Origin of the sequence: Muribaculum sp. (genome assembly GCF_029051885.1) — a bacterium.
GTDB lineage: Bacteria > Bacteroidota > Bacteroidia > Bacteroidales > Muribaculaceae > Muribaculum.
In genome coordinates, this window is sequence record NZ_JAIDKI010000213.1 from 1 (window position 1) to 23937 (window position 23937).

15 protein-coding genes and 1 pseudogene are annotated in these 23937 nt (G+C 53.8%); 8 read left to right on the top strand and 8 right to left on the bottom strand.

What is annotated here, in order from left to right; genetic code table 11:
- Positions 1-38: 38 nt before the first annotated feature.
- The 7 genes from K2I50_RS08775 to K2I50_RS08805 form a co-directional block, all read right to left on the bottom strand.
- A complete protein-coding gene (locus K2I50_RS08775) occupies positions 39-662 on the bottom strand; it encodes a TlpA family protein disulfide reductase (RefSeq protein WP_301025944.1) in 624 nt (207 codons plus the stop codon).
- Positions 659-3994 (bottom strand): DUF4906 domain-containing protein, encoded by a 3336-nt coding sequence (locus K2I50_RS08780; RefSeq protein ID WP_301025945.1) that lies wholly within the window; start codon positions 3992-3994, stop codon positions 659-661. The genes K2I50_RS08775 and K2I50_RS08780 overlap by 4 nt, the downstream gene beginning before the upstream one ends.
- Before the next feature lie 15 nt (positions 3995-4009).
- Entirely contained in the window at positions 4010-5500 is a 1491-nt protein-coding gene (locus tag K2I50_RS08785) for a hypothetical protein (RefSeq protein ID WP_301025946.1), read from the bottom strand.
- A 38-nt stretch (positions 5501-5538) separates the two neighbouring features.
- A complete protein-coding gene (locus tag K2I50_RS08790; RefSeq protein WP_301025947.1) occupies positions 5539-6759 on the bottom strand; it encodes a FimB/Mfa2 family fimbrial subunit in 1221 nt (406 codons plus the stop codon).
- Positions 6760-6985: 226 nt separating this feature from the next.
- Entirely contained in the window at positions 6986-8908 is a 1923-nt protein-coding gene (locus K2I50_RS08795; RefSeq protein ID WP_301025948.1) for a fimbria major subunit, read from the bottom strand.
- Positions 8909-9112: 204 nt separating this feature from the next.
- Positions 9113-10585, bottom strand: coding sequence for a DUF3868 domain-containing protein (locus K2I50_RS08800; RefSeq protein ID WP_301025949.1), 1473 nt, complete (start codon positions 10583-10585; stop codon positions 9113-9115).
- Between the two features lie 21 nt (positions 10586-10606).
- Positions 10607-11167: a DUF3575 domain-containing protein gene (locus K2I50_RS08805; RefSeq protein ID WP_301025950.1), complete on the bottom strand. Its 561-nt coding sequence runs from the start codon at positions 11165-11167 to the stop codon at positions 10607-10609.
- 549 nt (positions 11168-11716) lie between these two features.
- Between K2I50_RS08805 and K2I50_RS08810 the strand changes: the two genes are divergently transcribed.
- The 8 genes from K2I50_RS08810 to K2I50_RS08845 all read left to right on the top strand — a co-directional run bounded on the left by K2I50_RS08810 (position 11717) and on the right by K2I50_RS08845 (position 23583).
- Complete coding sequence (locus K2I50_RS08810; RefSeq protein WP_301025951.1) at positions 11717-14941, top strand: SusC/RagA family TonB-linked outer membrane protein; 3225 nt, start codon at positions 11717-11719, stop codon at positions 14939-14941.
- Between the two features lie 20 nt (positions 14942-14961).
- The gene (locus K2I50_RS08815; RefSeq protein WP_301025952.1) at positions 14962-16680 is read left to right on the top strand and encodes a RagB/SusD family nutrient uptake outer membrane protein; all 1719 of its coding nucleotides are present in this window, start codon (positions 14962-14964) and stop codon (positions 16678-16680) included.
- A 185-nt stretch (positions 16681-16865) separates the two neighbouring features.
- Positions 16866-17558 carry a 5'-methylthioadenosine/adenosylhomocysteine nucleosidase gene (locus K2I50_RS08820; protein WP_301025953.1) on the top strand — a complete coding sequence of 231 codons (693 nt, stop codon included), beginning with the start codon at positions 16866-16868 and terminating at the stop codon, positions 17556-17558.
- A 2-nt stretch (positions 17559-17560) separates the two neighbouring features.
- A complete protein-coding gene (locus tag K2I50_RS08825) occupies positions 17561-18037 on the top strand; it encodes an S-ribosylhomocysteine lyase (RefSeq protein ID WP_301025954.1) in 477 nt (158 codons plus the stop codon).
- Entirely contained in the window at positions 18034-18702 is a 669-nt protein-coding gene (locus K2I50_RS08830; protein WP_301025955.1) for an AlbA family DNA-binding domain-containing protein, read from the top strand. Before K2I50_RS08825 ends, K2I50_RS08830 begins: the two co-directional genes overlap by 4 nt.
- Positions 18703-19482: 780 nt before the next feature.
- Complete coding sequence (locus tag K2I50_RS08835) at positions 19483-20301, top strand: polysaccharide biosynthesis/export family protein (RefSeq protein ID WP_301025956.1); 819 nt, start codon at positions 19483-19485, stop codon at positions 20299-20301.
- Between the two features lie 52 nt (positions 20302-20353).
- Positions 20354-22801 (top strand): GumC family protein, encoded by a 2448-nt coding sequence (locus tag K2I50_RS08840; RefSeq protein WP_301025957.1) that lies wholly within the window; start codon positions 20354-20356, stop codon positions 22799-22801.
- Positions 22802-22848: 47 nt separating this feature from the next.
- Positions 22849-23583 (top strand): tyrosine-protein phosphatase, encoded by a 735-nt coding sequence (locus K2I50_RS08845; protein WP_301025958.1) that lies wholly within the window; start codon positions 22849-22851, stop codon positions 23581-23583.
- Positions 23584-23714: 131 nt separating this feature from the next.
- Here K2I50_RS08845 and K2I50_RS08850 read toward each other — a convergent pair.
- Positions 23715-23937 (bottom strand): annotated as a pseudogene (locus tag K2I50_RS08850) (serine--tRNA ligase); the annotation flags it as partial.

Genomic DNA, 23937 nt, shown 5'->3' on the forward strand with positions numbered 1-23937 from the left:
GGATGCGGGGGATACACAAGGGGGCGGCCCAACGCGCGTTAGCGGAGGGCGGCGGCGAGGGCTTCGGGGGTGAGGCGCTCGACGAAGATGGCGGAGATGACAGGGAGGGGGGAGCCGGGACGAGTGACGTAGACGCGCGGAATGATGCGGTTGGCGAAGAGGCGGTAGACGGCATTGTCGGGCTGTGCGGAATACGGGAGGGTGAGACCGGACTCCTGCCAATAGGCGCCCACCGAGGGTTGCGCCTCGCCTCGGGAAATGCAGATGAAGCGCACATCCATGGCTTCATCGGAGGTATCCGAGGATGAATCGGCATGCTCGGAGAGCTCAGAAGAGGGATAAACTACACCGGAGGTGAGCAGCTCAGCGGCGGCAACGCCGGATGGAGAGGCGGCGAGCTCTGAGGCTACCGACTGTATGACTGGGAGGGCGGCCCGGCAGTCGGGGCACGAGGTGTCGAAGAATACGATGACGCAACGGTGGCGGCGGATTGCGTCGTAGTCGAAGAGCGTGCCGTCATCGAGCGTTACCGAGAATTGCGGCACGGCATCGCCCACAGCAAGCGACACCACCGGCTCATCCTTCTCAGTAATGCAGCCGCCCGCCACCACAAGCAGCAGGAGTGACAACACAACCCTTGCCATTCCCCATGAATAAATCATTTATTCCTTAGTTTGGGATCAATAACTGTTCGCAAAAAACACGCAGATGAATTAGTCCCATCAAGCTGAATTGTTTTATCAATATAACCCAATGCATCATTTGAGAATCCTTCAAAGCCATAAGCAAAATAATTGAAGTCAAATGCTGATGAGTATTTTTTATCCGGGTTATCAGGTAACGAGCGACATAACTTACACCAGTAGACAGCTCCAGGGCGCTTATACAAGTCATAGAACAGAGGGGCATAGATTGTTGGATTAGCTGCATTACGTCCTGCATAACGTAACACTCCCGGCTCCGAAACCCATGCATTACCTTTTCTACGTCCATGCCCGGTTGCTCCAATCGGGAAGAACACCTGCTTCATATTATTCTTATTATAGACAACTATACCGCGCATGCCGGATTCTGGATCCGGATTACTTCTTGTATATCCATGTGCTTTAGCAAAAGATGTCTGCGTTTCTGTAGCCCCATCACCATACAGCACTCCATATGCCTGTTTAATAGGCCAAGTATCAACCGTATAATCAGGAGCTATCAATTCATAAAAGTCATCGATCGAAGCCAAGCGCTCGCCACTTACAGATGGTTTAACAGGCCAGTCATAAGCACCCTTGTGTCCATCACTGAACTCGATAGTATTATCCATAACCTTAATATCCGGAGTAATATCATCCCACTTCTTGGACTCCTGAGACGTTTTTCCCGAAGCAAGCACCTTAAATGATTGCGTCGATAAATTACCTTTATGTTCTACATCCGGAGGATATGTTACATCATTATCTTCAAGTATGGCTGTATATGACCCACGTCTAAAAAATGAACCTGCTTCGCGAGGATCAGCAGTCCGAACTGGCTTATTTCCTGTAGCAAATCTATAAATATTAGTAGGTTGCCACTCTACTCCATTATCAACCAATGCAACCGGACCGATGCCTTTGCGTACAAATATATCATGCTCACACATAAGATTGTGATATCTGACACGTACAACAGCAAAGCCCTCATTTCCATTGAAATTAATATTAAAATCTATTGGGCACTGCGCACCACCCTCTATTCGGTTGACATTAGATTGAGGTATACGGTTAGGACCAAGACCCTCCGGAGTTGTACTCAATGTAATAATCGGGTCACTGCCACTTACAATCGATGCACTCCAGATACCATCGGAGTCAAATTTCTGATAATTTTCCTTGCCGTAGGCAATCAAACGAGTCAGAACAACATGAAACGGGTCAGATGTCTTATCACGCCACACCGCCTTTGGATTCTCAATACGGCGCACCTGAATTACATTGAGAGTTATCGATTTATCCACCCAATCATTCTTATCTGTATCCCACAAGGTTGCTGTAAATTTGACTTTACAGAATCTTGGATGTGACGAATATACGTTATTGCCGGTATATGCAGTCTTCGTGACAAGATTCTTTGGACGTGTATATAACGGAATATTAAATACTCGTTCTACAACAGTTTTCCGGGAGTCATCATATGCAGTAAAATTCACACTATATTTACCTTCTGCATTATCGCTATCATCACCGAATTCCTGATAAGTGTCTCCAAGTTCATTTCCTATTTCATAATCTCTTTTTCCTACCAGTCGATTTTTTTCCTTCCAATGCGTTTCATTATATTTCGTGGTCTCTGGAGTAAATCGAGATCCCAAATCTTTATACGCCGGATCCTCGACCTGTAAAATATTCGATTTTTTCAATGCAAGGAACCCATTCCAGGCTCCGTCATTAAAAATATCGTTCGCACTATGATACATCGTTGTAGGGGGTATAGGGAACGCCTCAGAACCGTCACCCCAAGGCTTCCATAACCCTTTCTGCGAATCTTCTATCTCTGCCGACAATTTTGTACCAGGTTTTATTCGACCTACAATCTTGATAGGAACAGTCGTCCGCTTATTATACAGATATGAGACATATACAGGCATTGATGCATAAATACCTGAATTTTCTTCATACTCTATATGCCAGTCTGCATCATTACCATAGCCCTTGAAACGTAATGTAAGTTTATAGTGAGTGTTGCGGATAGAATTATAATCATCCTCCGCATTCTGTCCCAGCATAAACCGGAATTTTATATTTCCGGAACTAATATAACCATTTGGAGAATTACACCTATAGAAACCTGTTACCTCTACGTAAGTCCCATAGGCTTTTTCATCCTTCCAACCGGAACCATCCTTATTTTCATCAGGATTAGGGAAATCTATTTTGGTACCGTCCTGCGACTGCTTTTTCGATTTGCCAATACCTTGCATGTTTTCATAAAAAAACAATGACTCGGCCTTATACGCATGGTCTTTATCAAGTTTCTCTGGCTCATCACTATCGTCATCTCCTTTACCCAGGAAACGATGCTTGGAATTGCATATATGCTTGTAATTGTCAGGCATAATAATAGTACCTCCGTTCCCTGAGCTATACGGCAAATCCTTTTCTATATAGCGAGTTCCACCAAGAGCTATCAAACCATTATCCACATCATATCTCTGTGACCGCGGAGCCTCAGTCCCGTCAGCTTTTAGCCCCGGATGATTCTCCAATCCAAGATAACAATTCTTAGGAATATCTTTTATTGATATGTCGCGAATATATACCTGGACTCCATTATAGAGGTCAGTACCATCAAACCCGACAGTCACCTTTGATGCCAGTCGTCGAGCCCATGCATAAAGTTGAGGCTGTTTTTTTGATATTGCAATAGTATTATCATCAGTGGCATTTCTATCGGGGTCGCCAACAGTAAATATACCAAGCATCTCCGAGTTATTAGCGAGGACAGATTCATCCCAATCCCTACGAATACGCTTCAGAGCATCACGTGTGGAATAATCATATTTCCCGGTATTATCAGACAGTAAGTCAGGAATATTTGCCACAGCATACGCATAATAATAACCTGAGCGTATATGCAGATTATAGTCTACTCTGCCATTTGGAGTGTCGGTAATAGTACCATCAGGGAGCTTTGCTTCATCCTTGGTATGTTTCACACCGGATATATCGGAAGAAGGAGTACCGCCAAGTACCTGATATGCTTTATATAGAGTTCCATCCGGATTATATACCAACATCGCAAGAGAGGTAATATCAGATATCGCATCACCGTCGGCAACACTGGAGGCACGCGTTGAAAGTTCGATGGATTGTTCTGCCTCATAGGTAATAGTCAACCTTATATCGACTTCAGAACCATCAACACCGTCAGCGGAATAATATTCCATCTCATCGACACAACCGTAGAATATTATGCCGGCAAAGAAAGAAATAAAAAAATATATATGTCGGATAAAAGAATTCATAATGTTATGAGGTCGTTAAAGAAACGGATTATCAATCGGATTACGGGCAGAATCATAATATTGTCCGGTAGAAGCATCGTAATAGTAAATCAGCTTACCGTTATCATCGTGAATGAGATACCAACCGGTCACGGGATCTATCGACCATGACGGATTAAATATGACAGTTACCTTATCTGTACCATAATATATTCCTGTATGATAGTCATAATATGCCATTATATAACCATTATCGTCATAGACAGGAATAAAATCCTTTTCAATTTCCAATCCGTAGTCGGGATCAAGAATTACTGAAGAATATGGAAGTACTACTACTGTTACTTTCACATCCGAATCAATACTCTTGTTTATCTGATATATATACCAATTGTTCCTTGATATATCAAATTCGACATCTTTCTGATTGCCACTATAATATTTAAAATCTACATAGTCCTCCGAATCAGGAAAATCGCCAGAGAAGGTGACTTTGATCTGCGCTTTGGTGGCCGAGGCCGAGGTGTTGTCGTACTCGGGGACGTAGATTATCCAGGAGCCCTTGCCGGAGTTGCCTTTGGAGTATTTGAAGAACGGGATGTCGGTGCTCACGCCGGGGGCGGCCGCTCCGTCGGCATCGGCGTCATCGCCGGGCAGGCTCACATGGTCGACATAGTCGGTGGTGTGGGAACCGGTGACATAGTCGCCCTTGTCGTATACGCGCGAGGGCATACACTTGAAGAGGGTGTTGCATCGGGTAAGGCTTACCGACTCGATGGCGCGCTTGGTGTCGGGGGCGTCGTATACCTCGATTTTGGCGAAAGCGCGGAGCAGATGGAGAGTCTCGTCGAGGTCGGTAAGGCCGTTGGCCATGAGGTCGACGTCCGAATATTGGTGGATGCCGAAGAGGGGCACGCGGGTGTCGCGGGTGAGCTCGGGGCCTACAGCCTTCTCGGGGAATGAGCGTGTGGAGCCGACGGCGCGGTAGAGGTCGTCGACAGTGGCTCCGGCGGCGAGCACGGGGTAGTCGGCCCACTGGCCTGAGGCGAGTGTCCATGCATGCCAGTTGGCGAGCATGACGAGGCGGAAGTATGCCTTGCCGGTGGTATCAAAGAGGAGCTTGGCATCGTCGACGCGGAAGCGGCACAGATAGCGCTTGGACGACTCGGAGGTGCCGCCGTCGGCAGGCACAAGGCCGGTAATCTCGGCGCGCGCTATGAGTGATGGTGCATCGCCGGAGGTGAAGATATAGAGAGCGAAGTCGCCGGCGCTGATATCGATGAAGTTCTCGTAGCCCGCACCGGGGTCGTAGTCGCCGTCGGTGGGTGTGGCGCGTCCGGAGGGCATGTCGCCATACGAGCGCTCCCCGTCATTGTCGCCGAGCGAGATGAGCATGCCGAACTCTACCGGCCCTTCCGGACAGGCGGGGGGCACGGGCGCACTGTCCGGCCCTGATATGGAATCGGACGAGCATGCGGCGGCGAGCAGCAGCAGAATCGGTAATATGACTTTATATATGCGGTACATTAATATTCAACGGGGTGGAGATATGGCTGGGATGGGGGTCAGAGTTCTTCGTTCTGATGGCGTTTTGACCATGAGAGCACGTTGACCACGATGTCGCAGTAGGCCCACGACTCACCCTTGAGGAAGAGGTTGAGATGGTAGTCGTACTCGCGGTCGAGATACTCCTGGGGGGAGTAGCCGTAGAGCTCGTAGGCCGCGCGCCCTTCGGCGAGCATGTAGGGGAGGTTGATGCGTGCCACTACCTTGCCTGAGTTGAGGTTGCGCACCTGGAGAATGGCTGAGCGGGCGGCATCGTCGTTATACATCAGACGGTTGAACATGAGATTGTAGTGGGCTGTACGCTGGTAGCGGAGTCCGTCGGGGGCATCGTCGCCCGCGTCGGCCCGTGGCACCGTGGGGTCGACAATCACACCGCCGTCGGTGAATCGCGTGGTCCATGCGGCATAGGGAGTATACCTCAGGGAGTCGGCCGGGGCGAGGGCATTGTCGTGGAGCAGAGTAGCATTGTCGTCGACCAACGTCAGCTCGTAATCCTGATGGAACACATCGTCGGGGAAGTCGAGATGGCGCATGGTGATGTTGAGATGCTTGGTGTCGCGTATGAGCGATATGGTGGCGTATGTGGCCATGTTGTCGGTGACGGTCACATACTGTTCGTCGAGGGGGTATACCGAGTAGGGTCGCGATGTGCGCTGTATGGCGAGGGGAGCGACACCGTCGGTGGGTGCGTGGCTCTGTACCTTGAGTGTGTGCCAAAGTGTATCGAGGGGTAGGCTCTTGTGGTCGACGAGGTGCTGCTCGGTGCCGGGTATCACGTCGGGGTCGTGGTCGAGGGTGATGCGCATTGCCTCGCCGTGGGTCACTTCGGCCTCGTGGCGGTAGCGTGCTCCGGTGGCAGCGGCTGCGGTGTCCCAGTCGCGCTGCATGGCCACAGCCTGGAGGCGGTAGCGTCCGGGCTTTAGCTCGGAGGGGTCGAGATGGAGTGCGTAGCCGTAGTCGGCAAGGGGGGCAGAGGCGGTGGTGTTGGACACCGAGCGCTCGGCAACCTTGTGACCCTGCTCATCGTACACGTAGAGCCTGACGTGACCGACGTGGTCCTTGAACATGTCGGCACGCGCGGTATTGTAATCGTAGACAAAGCGTACGTAAAGTCCGGTGGGACAGTAGTCGACAGAGTCCTGGATCATTGTGCATGATGCTGCAAGCATGGCGACAGCCATGGAGCAGGCGGCTATTATATATTGAGATAAGCGGGTCATCTTGTTTTGATCGGTTTATATGGGGCGGAGAGAGAATGGGGCAGGAAAGAGGTAGCTTATGGTTGTTGAGGAGTCGGAGAGATGATGTAGAGGGGAAGAGGGGGATGAAGGAGTAAAAAAATAATCGCGGGCCGGGAGGGGGTGCGCTGTGGTGGCAACGGCCCTGAGCCGTGCCCGCGATTATGGTTTAAGAGAATGTGTGTCGGAGAATACTCCGTAATATAGATTAGAGATCTACGCTTTGTACACGCTTAGCCCAAGAGAGGATGTTGACCTTGAAGGCAATCCACTGCTCTACGTTGTCGTCGGGAGTGCCGTCGGAGTCAACCTCGAGGCCGCCGATAGAGGGCTTGCCGAGCTTGTTGAAGCCGGTGACATTAAGGTCGTACCAGTTGTTGCGGACCATACCGTAGCGGCCGAGCCACATGTTTTCGGCGTCGCCCGACTTGTCTCCGGTATATCCGGCATAATCATAGGATGAAGCGCCAACTTTGTCGGCATCCCAGGGAGCGAGGTCATTATTGTCAGAAGCATTTGCGCCGGCGAAATGCTTGAAGCGTACGGGATAGTAGCTTACACCATCCTTATACTCGGCGATTGTGTATGCTTTATTGACGTCGATAAGAAGATTTGCATATGCAGTACCTTCCAATTCGGGTTTCTTACCCTGTACATATTCGGAATCGGAGGGATCCTTGCCGTTGTTGAGCTTCTCGAATTCGGTAGCGATGAATTCAATAGCGCTTACAGCATACAGACCCTTGTCATTGCGGGTGAATGTGATGGTCATGTACTTGTTATAGTTCTCGTTGGTAATGCTTACCGACTGGCCTGTACCCTCAATAGCCTTCTTGACAGCAGCGGCAACTCGCGAATCCTGAAGGATATAGCTTACAGGATATGTGATGACTTCATCCTTATCGGTATAGATGATGTCCTGGCGGTCGTTGATGGTATAGAATGTGGCGGCGTCGTCAGCACCTTCTACCTTGAACTGTACCTTTACGATAGCCTGGGTAGTGTACTGATGAAGCTGATGATCTACATTAAATGTATTCTCGTAGCAATAGAGGGGATTTCCGCTACCGGCCTTTACAAAGTCAGTAGTAGTCTTGTCTTCCTTATAGGTAAGGTCGCCCTCGGTATAGGTGTCATAATTGGGGTCAATACACCAGTATGTACGGTAAAGGTCGACCTCGGGCTGAATCTGGGTAGTACCCATCTTCTGGTTGCCGACCATACGGAAAGGCTTGCCGGGGCTCTGGTAGCCGATATAGGAGAGGTCGCCCATATTACGCACGATATACGACTTTGTGTTGGTGGCATTGAGAGTCCACTCGATATTTTCGGCTGTGAAGTGCACAGCATTTTCTCCTGTGCCTACGTTCAGTCCGTTGTTGGCAGTGACCGAAAGGGTGGCCTTGGCCACGGCGCGTTCAACGAAGAATGAGCCGGCAGGAGCGTTCTCAGCTTCAAGACGTGTGCGCTTGATGCCGTCGGTGATGTCGACGAGTGTGGTCACGTTGGAAGCCTTGGGCTTGGTATTGTCAGCCACGCTGCTCAGAGGAGCATTGGTCATGAAGAAGTTGGTAGCACCTGTGCCTGTACCGGTATAGAACGGACATTCGCTGATTTTATTCACAAGGTCGGAAAATTTGCCGGAGAATTCAGCAGGACTTCCGTCAGCGGCTTTAAGTTGGAGGGTATTGCCTTCGCCGATACCTGCTACGTTGCGGAAGTTGACCATCACGAGGCCATAGAGTTTCTCGCCGGACTGGGCAGGGTTGGTGACCTGTACAGCAACGAGGTTGGAGGTTGTGATGTTGTCAGTCTCGTCGGGCTTGGAAATCCAGTAGCTCTCGAGGTTGAGGTCGTAGGCCGCTTTGAATACGGCGTCACCCTCTTTGTCGGTAGGAGCTGCGGTAAAGAGGAGGAGGGCACCATTGCTCACACGATACTCGTTGGGTGTACCGTCGTCAAAGTTGTCGTTGGTGGCACGGGGAGCAGCAGAAACAACATTTGTCGGGAGGTTGATTTGCACGGCCACGTAGCCGTCGCCGATGTTCTCACCGGGATTGCCGACACCGTTGTCGGGACCATCGCCGAGGGGGTCCTTGTCGGAGCAGGCTGCGAGGAGGGCAGCTGCCATCGTCGCATAAATAAATCTGTTAAATTTCATGTGATTGAGAAATTATGTGATTGATTGATAAAATTCAGATGCAGAGTGCATACCAGGCACCATCGTGGGGGATGGTGTCAAGCGGCCAGCAACTGTGTATATATGAATAGGTTTTTGTAAAGCCTCTGTTTAAGGGAATGATAACGATTGGCGGGGAGAGAGGGAGGGGGATTATTACGGTAGCTCTTCAAGGTTTTTGGCGGCCTCGGGCAGGCGGTCGGCAGCCTTGAGGAAGTGGGTGCGGGCAGTGTCGAAGTCGCCGCGACGTACCGCCACGACACCACGTGCGTTCTCTGCCTCGGGCGAGTCGCCGGCGCGGTCGAGCAGAGTAGCCGCGCGGTCGTAGTCGGCATCGGCAATGGCAGCTACGGCGGCGTTAAGGTTGGCCACCGGCGAGTCGGGGTAATGCTTGAGGGCGATGCCTATCACGCGGTTGAACTCGGGTGAGCCCTCAGGGTAGAGGCGTGCCACGCGGAACATCTGGTTGAGCGACATCATCTCAGGGTCGGTGTCGATGATGCGTGCGAGCTGCTCGTCGGACATCGGCTTGAGGCGTGTGGATATGGCAAACTTGGTGGCACGGAGGCGCGGGAACCATTTTGGGAGAATTAGCTCGCGGTAGAGGCGTGCGAAGCGCGGGTCGGTCTTGAGGGTGCGCTCCTTGGCGTCGAAGTCAGACGGGCCGTAGGTGGGTGCGTCGATAAGCTCGATGAGGTCGGCGCGCTGGCGGTCGGTAAGCTCGGGCGAGGCTACAACCATCTCGCGGAACTCGCCCCAGTTTTCGGGCACGGCGCTGTAGGTACACTTTTCGGCGGGTAGGCTGAATCGCTCGCCTATGTACTCGGCGAGTGCGCGCGAGCGGTTGGTGGCGAGGTAGTCGTTGTGGCTGTAGGGCGACTCGGGCGATGCGTATCCGCATATGTCGATACGTGCTATCTCGACGTTGGGGTCGGAGGTGGCGTAGCGTATGGAGTCGTAGATGATGGAGAGCTGCTCGCGGTTGTCGATGCGCTGTCCGTTGCGGCACTTGTAGGGCTCGGGGTGGAGCTCTGTGCGGTCGACCTCAAACTGCACGCGGGCCTTGCCTTCGTGGATGGCCACGGGGAGCTCGGTGACTTCGGGGGTGAGATAGGCGTGGCGCATCACGGGGGTGAGGCCGAGGGGTATCTTCACAATCTCGCGTCCGGCGGGCACTCCGCATCCGCAAGTGTCGTAGACGATGCTGAGGAATGCCTTGGGGCCGTACATCCACCGGCGCATGGGTGTGGTCTCGGCGTAGGGATGCTGCTGGGGACGTCCGTTGTGGCGCCATATCTCGGCCGAGAGGTTGTAGGAGTCGACAATCTCGCGGCGCAGCGACCCGCGCTCGTAGGCGTAGTGCATGTTGCGCCCGTTGATGAGGACCGTGGGGAGGGCGACACGCTGTGTGGAGTCGGCTGTGCCTCCGTTGATTACCGGGGTGACGTAGATCTGATGGTCGGCGCCGAGGGCAAGGGAGTCGAGCACGAGGTCCATGGCCACGCGCATGTCGGGGCCGGCACGGTGGAAGTCGATGTTGCGTGTGATGCCCGTCGACTGTGCCGCAAAGAGTGTGGCCGGGAGCATTGCGGCGGCCAACATATACATAGAGAGTAAAAGTCGTTTCATAGCGTAGGCGGTAATCATAGGTTAGAAGAGATAGAGGAATGAGATACCGAGCTTGGTGATGCCGAAGTAGTTGGTGCCTCCGTCGGCCAGGCGCGCGCCACACTCGCCGCAGGCATATTTGTCATACCACACGCGGGCGTATCCGACTCCGACCTCGGCCTCGATGTTCCAGTGGCGTGAGAGTATCCACTGGTATCCGTAGGTGGCTCCGGCTCCGAGGAAGCTGCCCTGATAGCGATAGTCGCGCACTCCGCTGCGCAGGTTGTCGCCTCCGAAGAAGGCTCCGGGCACGGGGATATTGACGTTGGAGGCGTTGAACTCTCCGCCGAGGGCGTGCACTCCGAAGAAGTGGCCGTTGAAGCGCGAGCAGAGCCACCAGCGGTACTCGGGCATGAGCACCCAGTGCTTGGCTTTGCGCTCTCCGCCGGAGAAGCTCCAGGGGTTGAGGCCATAGACAAGATTGACGGTAGAACGGTACCCTACCCCATACTCCAGACCAAGATTAGGAGTTGTTGTAAGGTCGTACAACAGGTTGTTTTTTACTGCAAGTTGTGCCTCCGTAGCGATTGTTCCTGCAAACAATAAGACGATTAAAATTATAGCACGTCGAAGATATTTCCTCATCTCATACGCTTAAATTTCCACACCGGAAACAGCCCGGCGCTAACTTTTCCATTACCAACTGTTTCAGGCAGAATATATCATATGCCTGCTAATGGCATGCAAAATTACTAATAAAATAGACTTCTACCCCCCCCCATTGGGGTTAATTATTGTTAAATTAACATTTGTTTATTCCGATTTGTGATTTTTAATACATTTATATCGATGTAACGTTTGCAATTTTTCAAAAGAGGCATGCAGCGGGGCCGGGTGCGACTTTGCTCGGAAAACAGGCCGAAAACAAGAAAATTTCCATAAAAATGCGTTTTGTTTAATCTTTTTATGGTTAAATTTTGTTTTGCAATGTGAAATCGAGTAATTTTGCAGTCCCGATTCACTGACAACCGACATGAATATGGCGCTGCAAGAACCCCGCGAGAGGTAGCCAAGCAACCGCCGCATTTCGATTTCAAAAGAAGATTCACAGTATTAAAGTTAGTCTATATTACAGTATTACAGTTACAAAGTATGAAAAGAATCGTTTTTTTTCTAACGGCACTTTTCGCGTTTACCTTCGCTACGTTTGCGGCCAACCGCACTGTACAGGGTATCGTAGTAAGTGCTGAGGACGGAGAGCCTCTGGTAGGTGCCACCGTGATGGGTGTAGGCACAACCGACGGCACCGCCACCGACATCGACGGACAGTTCAGCCTGTCCCTTCCCGAGAGTGTCAACCACATCAAGGTGTCGTATGTAGGCATGCACACCCGTGAGCTTGCCATCGCCCCCACCGGCACCATGCGCATCGAGCTCACCAGCGCCAACCAGCTCGACGAGGTAATCGCCGTGGCCTACGGTACAGCCAAGCGCTCCACCTACACCGGCTCGGCATCTGTGGTCAACGCATCCGACATTTCCGACCGCCTCGTGACCGACGTGACGTCAGTGCTCAAAGGCACCGTATCGGGCGTACAGCTCCAGTCGACCACCGGTCAGCCCGGCGAAGAGCCCACAGTGCTCATCCGCGGTGTAGGCTCCATCAACGCCAAGACCACCCCGCTCTATGTAGTCGACGGAATACCCTACGACGGCGGCCTCAACTCAATCAACCCCCAGGACGTACAGTCGATATCCGTACTTAAGGACGCCGCTTCGGCCGCCCTCTACGGTGCCCGCGGCGCCAACGGTGTGATTCTCGTCACCACCAAGCGCGGCCAGGCCGGCCCCGCCAAGGTGACTCTCGAAGCACGCTGGGGTGCCAACTCGCGCCAGGTGAGCGACTACGAGACTGTCGACGACATACCCACATACTACGGTCTCTTCTACCGCTCGATACGCAACTACTACACCGCTGCCGGTGGCGAAGATATAGGCATACAGTATGCCAACGCCTACATGGATGCCCCCAGCGGCAACAGAAACGTGTTCGGCTACCAGATGTACACCATCCCCCAGGGCGAACACCTCTTCCTCGCCGACGGCACAATGAACCCCAACGCCACCCTCGGCAACTTTGACCAGGCCCGCAACATCGGCCTCATGCCCGACGACTGGAAGAAGGGTACATACCACAACGGCTTCCGCCAGGAGTACAACCTCAGCGTGAGCGGTGGCAACGACCGCATGAACTATATGGTGAGCGCATCGTTCCTCGACGACCAGGGCGTAATCCAGGAGTCGGACTTCAAGCGCCTCACCACACGTGCCACCGTAGAGTACCAGGCCAAGGACTGGCTCAAGATCGGCACCAACATGACCTATACCTACCAGGCTTCCAACAAGCCCTACGGACAGGATAAAGAGGGATATTCGGGCAACGCATCCTATATCGCCAACTTCATCGGCCCGATGTACCCGATGTACCTGCGCGACGCAAGCGGCAACTTCAAGCACGACCCCACCTCCAACCGTGTGCTCTACGACTACGGTATGAGCGGCCTCGACGGCATGCCCTTCTCTCGTACATTCATGGCAGGCGGTAACCCCACCGGCGAGCTCGTATACAACAAGGAGGAATACCTCTACGACGTGTTCAACGGAAAATGGTTCGCACAGATCACCCCCACCCAGATTCAGGGCCTCACCCTCACCGGGTCGCTCGGATACTGGCTCGAGTGGCAGCGCTACAACTCTATGGGCAACAACCGCTACGGCCAGATGGCGATGTACGGCGGCAACGTGACCCAGCAGACCATCCGCAACCGCTCGATCAACCTCCAGTTCCTCGCCAACTACGCCAGAACATTCAATGACGTACACAACATCGACGTGCTCCTCGGCTACGAGAGCTACGACCTCAACATGGCCGACATCTACGGCAGCGGCGAGACTATCTTCTCCAACGACAACTACACTCTGAGCAACGTAATCGACAACCTCGAGGTAGGCGGCACAATCGACTCATACGCCACCCGCGGATACTTCGGCCGCGTCAACTACGACTTCGACTCCAAGTACTTCGCCAGCGTAAGCTACCGCCGCGACGCCTCCTCACGATTCACTCGCGAACACCGCTGGGGCAACTTCTGGAGCGTCAGCGCAGCATGGGACCTCGCCAACGAGTCGTTCATGGACAATGTCGAATGGATGGACATGTTCAAAATCAAGGCATCGTTCGGCCAGCAGGGCAACGACAACGTAGGCAACTACTATCCCTGGGCCGACCAGTATCAGGCTTCAGGCTCCAACGGCCTCTGGTCGGTAGGCCCGCTCTACTACAAAGGCAACCCCGACCTCACCTGGGAGACCTCCAACAGCTTCAACGTAGGCGTTGACTTCGCAATGTTCAACTCCCGCCTGCTCGGTACTCTCGAGTACTTCTCTCGCCAGACAAAGGACATGCTCTACTACCGTCCGACAGCATCGTCGCTCGGCTACGACAAGATACCCATGAACATCGGCTCGATGCGCAACAGCGGTCTTGAGCTCGACCTCACCTACCAGATTATCCGCAACAAGAATATCGACTGGACAGTAAGCGCCAACGTGACCTACATCCGCAACAAGGTGCTCAAGCTCGCTCCCGAACTCAACGGCACATGGATCAACGGCTCACGCATCTACAAGGAAGGCAAGTCGATGTATCAGATCTACACCGTCAAGTATGCAGGCGTCGATCCCGAAAACGGTAACGCTCTCTACTGGGCTCGCCGCACCGACGGCACCGAGGAGAAGGTAAGCAACTGGTCGCTCGCCCGCAACGGCGACGCAGCCCAGGGATATGTTGAAAACCGTCAGGAATCGGGCAACCTTCTGCCCCCCGTATACGGCGGTGTGTCGACCAACATCAAGGTCTACGGATTCGACTTCGGCATCAACTGCGGATTCCAGGCAGGCGGCAAGATGATCGACTACGGCTACCAGCTCCTCATGTACGGCGCCAACAACAACGATGCCGGTATGGCCATGCACAAGGATATCCTCAACGCATGGACTCCCGAAAACCGCAACACCGACGTGCCCGCACTCTCATGGGCCGGCAACCAGGCTACATACATCAATGCCATGTCCGACCGCTGGCTTATCAGCAGCAACTACTTTACCATCAACAACATCACCGCCGGCTACACCCTTCCCAAGAAGGTTGCCGACAAGCTCTGCTGCTCTAATATCCGCGTATACTTCTCCGGCGACAACCTCTACCTCTGGAGCAAGCGCAAGGGTCTCGACCCGCGTCAGGGATATGCCACATCGCTCGCCGGCTCATACTCCGCCCTGCGCGCGCTGTCGGGAGGTGTGAAAATTGAGTTCTAATCACTCTAAGAAATTTCATGATGAAAAAGACTTTAAAATATTTTGCCGGCTCACTCGCCGCAGTAATGCTGGCCGGGTGTAACGACCTCAATACCCTCCCGATGGGAGAATACTACACCGACGGACAGCGCAAGGATGCCATCGAAGAGAATCCCGAATCTATCGAGGGCGTAATGTCTGCCGTGTATGCCAACTTCTACGCTTTCGAAAAGAATATCGACGATTTCCTCGCCGACTTCGGCTATCCCGCTACAATGCTCTCGCTCGACAACCGCAGCCAGGACATGTCGATGATGATGAACTACGGATGGTTTGAGACAAGCGAACTCTATACCGACAACACCCCCACCAACCAGGAACTGACATGTACATGGGGCACACTTTACCGCGTGGTCTACTCTTCCAACGACCTGCTGAAGACTATCCCCGGCGACACTGAAAACGAAACCCTGCTCTGCTACAAGGCACAGGCTCTCGCAGCACGCGGATGGGCCTACCACATGCTGGCACAGCTCTTCGCCACACCCTACACCGTCAATCCCCAGGCTCCGGGCGTACCCGTGGTAACCGAACTCAACGCCGATGAGGCAGCCGCCAACGGCACACCCCGCGGCACCGTAGCACAGGTGTACACACAGGTTATGTCAGACCTCAACGAGGCAATCGACATCCTCGACACTCCGGGCATATACACCTCACGCTTCGACAAGCGCTTCATCGACCCCGCCGTGGCCCACGGTCTCCGCGCCCGCGCCAACCTCTGCCAGGGCCTCTATGCCGACGCTGCCGATGATGCCGCCATGGCTCTCCAGCTCACCGACGCTGCAAACTGCGGCACCAATGTCGTTGACAAGCCCGCATTCAACAGCTTTTCACAGTCCGACTTCATGTGGGGCATACATATCTCCGAACAGGATGCCCACGGCCTCTATACATTCGCCGGCATGATGGGCTCGCTCACCTACGGCTATGCCTACGCCGGACAATGGCGCTGCATCAACGCCAAGCTCTGGGATATGATTCCTGAAGGCGACGTGCGCAAAGGCTGGTGGCAAGGCAACGAACCCGACCCCGACTGGCTGGACGAAGAAGACCCTGACAACAGCATCTACGTATACAAATCGAATGTCGACAACTATACTCCCGGCGGTTACGACCCCAGCGTGGCTCCCTATGCTCCCTATGGCGTAGGCGTAATCCTCGGTCTGCTCGACTGTCCCCCCTACGCAGTGGTCAAGTTCGCCCCCTATCAGGACTATCTGATTAACTCTACCGGAGCTACCGACATACCTCTGATGCGTACCGAAGAGATGGAGCTCATCATTGCCGAATGCCAGGCCCACACCGACTGGCAGACAGCCAAGGCTACTGTGGAGAACTTCGTCAACACCTATCGCTGGACAGGCGACACCCCCTATGTATGCCCGGCCACATCGCAGGATGAGATGCTCGACGAGGTATGGTTCCAGCGCCGTATAGAGCTCTGGGGCGAGGGATTCAGCTACACCGACTGCCTCCGACTCCAGAAGGGTATCGACCGCCGTGGCGGAGGATTCCCCGCAGAGGCCGTATTCAACATCCCGGCCAACGCTCCCATCCTCCTCTTCCCGATTCCCAATACCGAGATGGAAGGCAACCATGCAATCACCTCAGCCAACCAGAATCCTTCGGGCGAAGTGATGGCTGTAGTAGGCGAAGAGGCCGAGGCCGATCCCTACTGGTACAAAGCCCGCAACTGATAATAAGACCGACTTAATACTCGACGGAGCGCCGTGTCATCACGTATGACACGGCGCTCCCTGTATACATCCGCCCTACTCCCTTCGACATGGCTTCCGCGGCACGGCTTCGGCCACACCCTTCCGCTACTGTGAAAACTTTTTCGTAACTTTGCCGTCCTACACCCCTATCTTACTGAAACAATATGAAAATCGGTATAATCGTGGCAATGGGCAAGGAGCTTGACCTGTTGCTCCCCCACATCGAAGGACACTCCAAGACTGCGCTCCCCTCGGGACAGACCCTCCACACAGGCACAATGTCCGGCGGACGCCACAGCGTGGCCGCCATGCAGAGCGGCATCGGAAAGGTCAACGCCGCCCTGGGCACAGCCGCCCTCATCGATGCGTTCGGCCCCGAACTCGTGATAAACACCGGCGTGGCCGGAGGCACCGGCTCCGACGCCAGGGTGATGGATGTGGTGGTGGGCGACCGTGTGGCCTACCACGACGTATGGTGCGGCCCGTGTGCCGAGCGCGGACAGATACAGGGTATGCCACGATTTTTCGAAGGCGCTCACGCTGTGCTCGGGCTCGACGTCCTCGAAAGCATCAGCCGCCTACACCGCGGCCTCATCGCCAGCGGCGACCAGTTTGTCGACAATGCCGCCGACCTCGAGAAAATCACCGCGCTATACCCCGACGTGAAAGCAGTCGACATGGAGAGCGCCGCAATGGCCCATACATGCCATATAAAGGGTGTGCCCTTCGCAAGCATCCGCGTGGTGAGCGACACCCCGGGCAAGGAGGAGGACAACACCGGCCAGTATCTCGACTTCTGGACCGACGCCCCCAAAGCCACATTCTCCACTCTCCAGACCATCGTCAACGCACTGTAATCATGAAAAAGATTCCGAGCTTTACCGTCAACCACATCACCCTGCGCAGAGGCATATATCTGTCGCGCCGTGATATGAGCCCCTCGGGCGATGCAATCACTACCTTCGACATACGCATGACCGAGCCCAACCGCGAGCCGGCCATCGACGGCGCGGCCCTCCACGCTATCGAGCACCTTGCGGCCACTTATCTGCGCAACAGCCAATGGCAATCCGACATAGTGTACTGGGGTCCGATGGGATGTCGCACAGGCAACTACCTCGTGCTGCTCGGCGACCACTCCACGGCTGAGGTAAAGGAGATGATACGGGCCACTATGGAGTTTATCGCAGGATTTGAGGGAGAGATACCGGGCGCCACTCCCCGCGACTGCGGCAACTACTCCTACATGGACCTCGACGAGGCACGCCGCCAGGCACGCCGCTATCTCGACGAGGTAATCTACGACCCGCAGATGCCAACAGTGTATCCCGAATGAAGGACATAAAGGCCATACGCGGCCGATACTACATACACGGACTGATACAGGAGGGCGAACATGAGCATCAGGACTTCAAGTTTGCCATCACCGATGCACCCAAGATAGCCCACTCCATAAGCGCCTTCGCCAACAACGACGGAGGGCGTCTGCTCATAGGCGTGCGCGACAACGGCTCAGTGGCCGGAGTGCGCTCCGACGAGGATATCTACATGATCGAGCAGGCGGCGCAGATGTATTGCCGCCCGGCCCAGAAGGTCGAGATTACGGCATTTGCTGTCGAAGCCGGCGCGATAGTGGTGCGCGCCGAAATACCCAAGGCCGACAAGCGCCCGGTCTACGCCCGCGATGCCGAAGGCTCCTGGCGCGCATACTTCAGGGTAAAGGATGAAAATATCGTGGCCCATCCGGTGATGATTGCCGCATGGGAGCGGATGGCGCGCGGAGGCGACACCCTGTTCGCATTGTCGCAGGCCGAGACGGCTCTGCTCACCTATCTCGACGAATGGGGCATGACCACCGTCGACCGCTACATGACCGGAGCACACATATCGCGCGCCACAGCTACCGATATCGTGGCCCGACTATATGCCATGGGCATAATCGACTTCTCGTATACAGGCAGCGAGTTTGTAATCGTGCGCACACAGGACCCGGCTATATAATGCCTCTGATACCCCAAAAAGAAGTCCACGGCAAGACATCGCGACTCTCCGTGGACGTAAGAGCTTGTTTAATAATAAATGTTACCGTCAGGGCGGTCATTCGGCGAACAGATTTTTGCTTGTGATGAGGAAGTTATGGGGTTCCATAACGACCGAAGAGCAGGCGAAAAGATGCCGGCGAATGACCGACGGAAGGTAATTTATTTCATCCTGTTGATATAATTTGCAATTGTCTCAAAAAACGGCAAGAGCTTGTACGATTATAAAGTTACCTTTTGCCTCGTATAGCCCGGCCGCTTTTCGCCATGGTCCTCAGTCGTGTACATAAAGTACACTCCTTCGTCGCATGTCAAAAATCGGCTCAGGCTATACGACCCTGTCGGCAACATTTATTATTAAACAAGCTCTAACTAACTTCGTATAATTATCCGTTAGCAAAGTTACGCACTTCCACTATAGTGTGCCATACCGTATTTTAGTGATTTTCCGACCGTCATCACCTCCGGCGGTAATCACTAATGATTACTCGCGCCATCCGGGTGTGGCCACTGGATGCTCTTACGCAACCGTCGACATCCCAAAAGTCTGATATATTTTGCATTATTAACGTTTTTGCGTAACTTTGCACAGTAACAGGCACTTTGATGTGTAAACAATGGAGATAAACGTCCGTATGCCGGACAATCAGGATCGAAACAAAGTGCGATATTATTAAAAGATTAGATTTGCCATGCCCGGCCTGCGATGGCCGATTGTGGCTAAGTATACAATTAAGTAAAGATGAATCGTTTTAGTTATCGCAATCTCATAGCGATGATCGCATGCATGATTGCCATATTGACCGGTTGCAAAACACCGAAAGATGTGACATATTTTCAGGATGTCGACACCGCAGGCTCGCTCTCTGTGGCCAGTCCTCTGGAAATAAAAATCTATCCTGAGGACAAACTGTCAATAATAGTCCACTCTAAGGACCCCCAGTTGGCGGCCCTGTTCAATCTGCCCATCGTGGCACGCCGCGTGGGCTATTCATCGCAGACCTCCCTGGCGCAGTCGCAGGAGATGTCGATATACACCGTCGATGGCGACGGGATGATTGACTTCCCGGTGCTTGGCAAGCTGAAAGTGGCGGGGCTCAACCGTCGCCAGATATCCGATATGATTAAAGAGGAGCTGATATCGCGCCATCTGGTAAAGGACCCTACAGTCACCGTTGAGTTCGACAATCTCTATGTAAGCGTGCTCGGAGAAGTCAACAGCCCCGGACGCTACAATCTCAACCGCGACCGTGTGACTCTGCTCGACGCCCTTGGCATGGCCGGCGACCTCACCATACTCGGACGCCGCGACAATATCGTGGTGATACGCAACATCAACGGCACTACAACCACCTACCGTGTGGACCTTACCAAAGCCGCCGAACTGTATGCCTCTCCGGCCTACAACATACAGCAGAACGATGTGATTTACGTAGAGCCCAACGACAACCGTGTGCGCCAGTCGACCGTAAACGGCAACAATCTGCGCTCCACATCATTCTGGATTTCGCTGGCGTCGCTGCTTACGTCGGTAGGTGTGCTCATAACCAATATTAAATAACAGCGGCTTAGCCCCGACATAACACATCGAATACTCCAAAAACAACTGCAAGATGGCAAACGATTATTTCGACATACAACAGCACGACGAAGAGCAGACCATCCGGTTGCAGGACTTCCTGCAGATGTGTCTCGTACACTGGAAATGGTTTGTAGCATCCGTAGCCACAACCTTCGTACTTGCACTCATATATCTGTTTATCGTATCGCCCACATACACCCGCACGGCATCGCTGCTCATCAAGGACGAGGAAAGCAACTCAAGCATAAGCTCCCAGCTCAGCTCGCTCTCCGAACTCGGAGTATTCAGCTCGGGAGCCAATGTCACCAACGAAATGGTGGCGCTGCAGTCGCCATCGGTCATACTTGAAGTGGTGAGGCGCCTGAATCTCGACATGTCGTACATCACTTCAAAAAATTTCCGCAAGAAGTATCTCTACGGCCTCACCCTTCCCGTCACGGCAAGCCTCAATGGCTATCCCGAGAGCGAAAGCTGCTCGTTTGTGATGCTGCTCAACCGCGCCGACAGCACCGTGACGCTCCACAAATTCCGCAACAAGGAGGGCAAAATCGACGCCGAAGTATCGGGAGCCCTCGGCGACACCATCGATACCCCGCTCGGACCGATAGCGATAACCCCTACACCCTACTACAACTCGCCCGACAATGTCGAGATTGAAAAGATAACCGTCGTACACACGCCGCCGCAGACAGCCATCGACATATTCCAGGGCAAACTTACCGTAGAGCTTGCCGACAAGGACGCCACAGTGCTCAACCTCACCTGCAACGACGTAAACATACAGCGCGCCGAGGATTTCATCAACACACTGATATCGGCCTACAACGAAGACTGGGTACGCGACAAGAACCAGATAGCTACAGCAACATCACAGTTTATCAACGACCGCCTCGCCGTAATCGAGCAGGAACTGGGCCATGTCGATTCCGACATATCATCATACAAATCCGAACACCTGATTCCCGACCTCGCACTGGTGAGCCAGATGTATCTCGACCAGAGCCACGAAGCCGCCAATCATGTGCTTGAGCTGAACAACCAACTCTACATGGCGCGCTACATACGCACATTCCTGGCCGACGAGCGCAACAAAGGACAACTTCTGCCCGCCAACTCAGGCCTCGGCAACTCGACGGTCGAGAAGCAGATCGCCGACTACAATACGCTGATGCTTGAACGCAACTCCCTGGCCTCAAACTCCTCGGAGAGCAATCCGCTCGTAATCGACCGCGACAACTCGCTCGAGGCATCGCGCAGTGCGATAATAACATCTATCGACAATCAGATAAGCGCGCTCAACGCCCAGATACGCGCTTTCCGCGGCAGCGAGTCGAAGAGCCGCAACCAGATTGCCTCCAACCCCCAGCAGGCAAAATATCTGCTCTCGGTAGAGCGACAGCAGAAGGTAAAGGAGGCGCTCTATCTGTTCCTGCTGCAGAAGCGTGAGGAAAACGAGCTGTCGCAGGCATTCACAGCCTACAACACACGCATCATCACTCCCCCCATGGGACCTGCCGGCCCCACATCGCCCGTGCGCCGCAACATACTCCTGATAGCCTTTGTGGCCGGACTGGCCATACCCGCCGGCATACTCTTCACCATGGAAAGCCTCAACACCAAGGTGCGCGTGCGCAAGGATATCGAGAACATCACCGCTCCATTCCTCGGCGAGCTCCCGATGTCGGGCAAAGTCAAGAAGAAAGGCCTGTGTGCCCGACTGCTCTCCCTGGTTGGCATCAAGCCTAAAGCCGGCGACGTGGAGAGATATGAGATACTCGTAAAGGAAGGCTCGCGCAACATCGTCAACGAGGCATTCCGCGTGATACGCTCCAATCTCGAATTCATCATCGGCAAGAACACCAGCCACAAGGTGATAATGCTTACCTCCATGAACCCCGGCTCGGGAAAGACATTCATCACCTCCAATCTCGCCGCATCATTTGCCATAAAGGGAAAGAAGGTATGTATCGTCGACCTCGACCTGCGCAAGACCACAATAAGCAAATATGTAGGCTCGCCCAAAACGGGTGTCACAGGATATCTCAACGGAGAGATTGACGACTGGCACAAGGCACTCCTGCCTGTTGGCAAAACCCACAATCTGTCGATGCTGCCCGGCGGAAGTATACCGCCCAACCCCTCTGAGCTGCTGTACTCGCCCAACATGAGCCGACTTATCGATGATCTGCGCAAGGAGTTCGACCTGGTGTTTATCGACTGTCCGCCTACCGACATGGTGGCCGACACAAGCATCATCACCCCGCTGGCCGACCTCACGATATTCGTCATGCGCTCAGGTGTGCTCGACCGCCGACTTGTTCCCGCTATCCAGGGATTCTATACCGACAAGAAGTTCAACAACATGACCATTCTGCTCAACGGCATACCATCGAAGGTAAACGGTTACGGCTATGGCTACGGTTACGGGTATGGCTACGGATACGGCTATGGCTACGGTCATGGCAAGGAGGATGCATGACGGCCCTGACGGTAACATTTACAAACTCTTAACATATACACACTCATATGTGGCCATTCTCACAATCGACAACCACACTCGCCGACTCGCGACTGCTTGAGGGCGCTACCGACTGGCATTCCCACATACTTCCAGGAGTCGACGACGGCATAAAGACCATCGAAGAGACCTGCGACACACTCCGCACGATGAAAGAAGCCGGAGTGGCAAGGGTATACCTCACTCCGCATATCATGGAGGATGTGCCCAACACTCCATGCGCGCTCCGACAGCACTTCGACAGGCTGTGTGAGGCCACGGCCGGCAATCCCGACATGCCGGAGCTGATACTCGGGGCCGAGAACATGCTCGACACGGTATTCACGGCCAGGCTCACGGAGCGCGACCTGCTCCCGATAGCCACACGCACCACCGGCCATACCGACACTCTGCTCGTGGAGACATCATTCGCCAACCCACCCATAGGTCTGTATGATATCCTCACCGACATACTAAAAGCCGGATACTTCCCGCTGCTCGCACATCCCGAGCGCTATCTGTATATGTCGGAAAACGACTACAAAAGAATCAAGAGCCAGGGGATAATGCTCCAGCTCAATCTTCCGTCGATAGCCGGATTCTACGGTCCGCAGGTAAGGCAGCGCGCCATACATCTGCTTAAAAAAGGGATGTACGACTTCACAGGGAGCGACACACACTCGCTGAAATGGTACCTGCGCCTGATTGAGGCACCCATACCACGCTCGCTCGTAAAACATCTCGCGCCCATAATGGGCCGCTGACCGTGACCACTGCCGGCTTGACCGACAAGTAGTAAGGGTCCGGAGCGAATGCACCGAATAAAATGCAGCAATGGCCCGTCAGCGATGTCGCTGACGGGCCATTGCCGTATAAGTAGGGTAAAAAGTATGTATCAGTCGATGATATCGAAGCCTGTATACTTGCGCAGACACTCAGGCACGATGATGCCTTCGGGGGTCTGATTGTTCTCAAGAAGGGCGGCCATGATACGCGGCAGCGCGAGAGCCGAACCGTTGAGAGTGTGGCAGAGACGGGTCTTCTTGTCGTCGCCACGGTAGCGGCACTTCAGGCGGTTGGCCTGGTAGGTCTCGAAGTTGGACACCGACGATACCTCG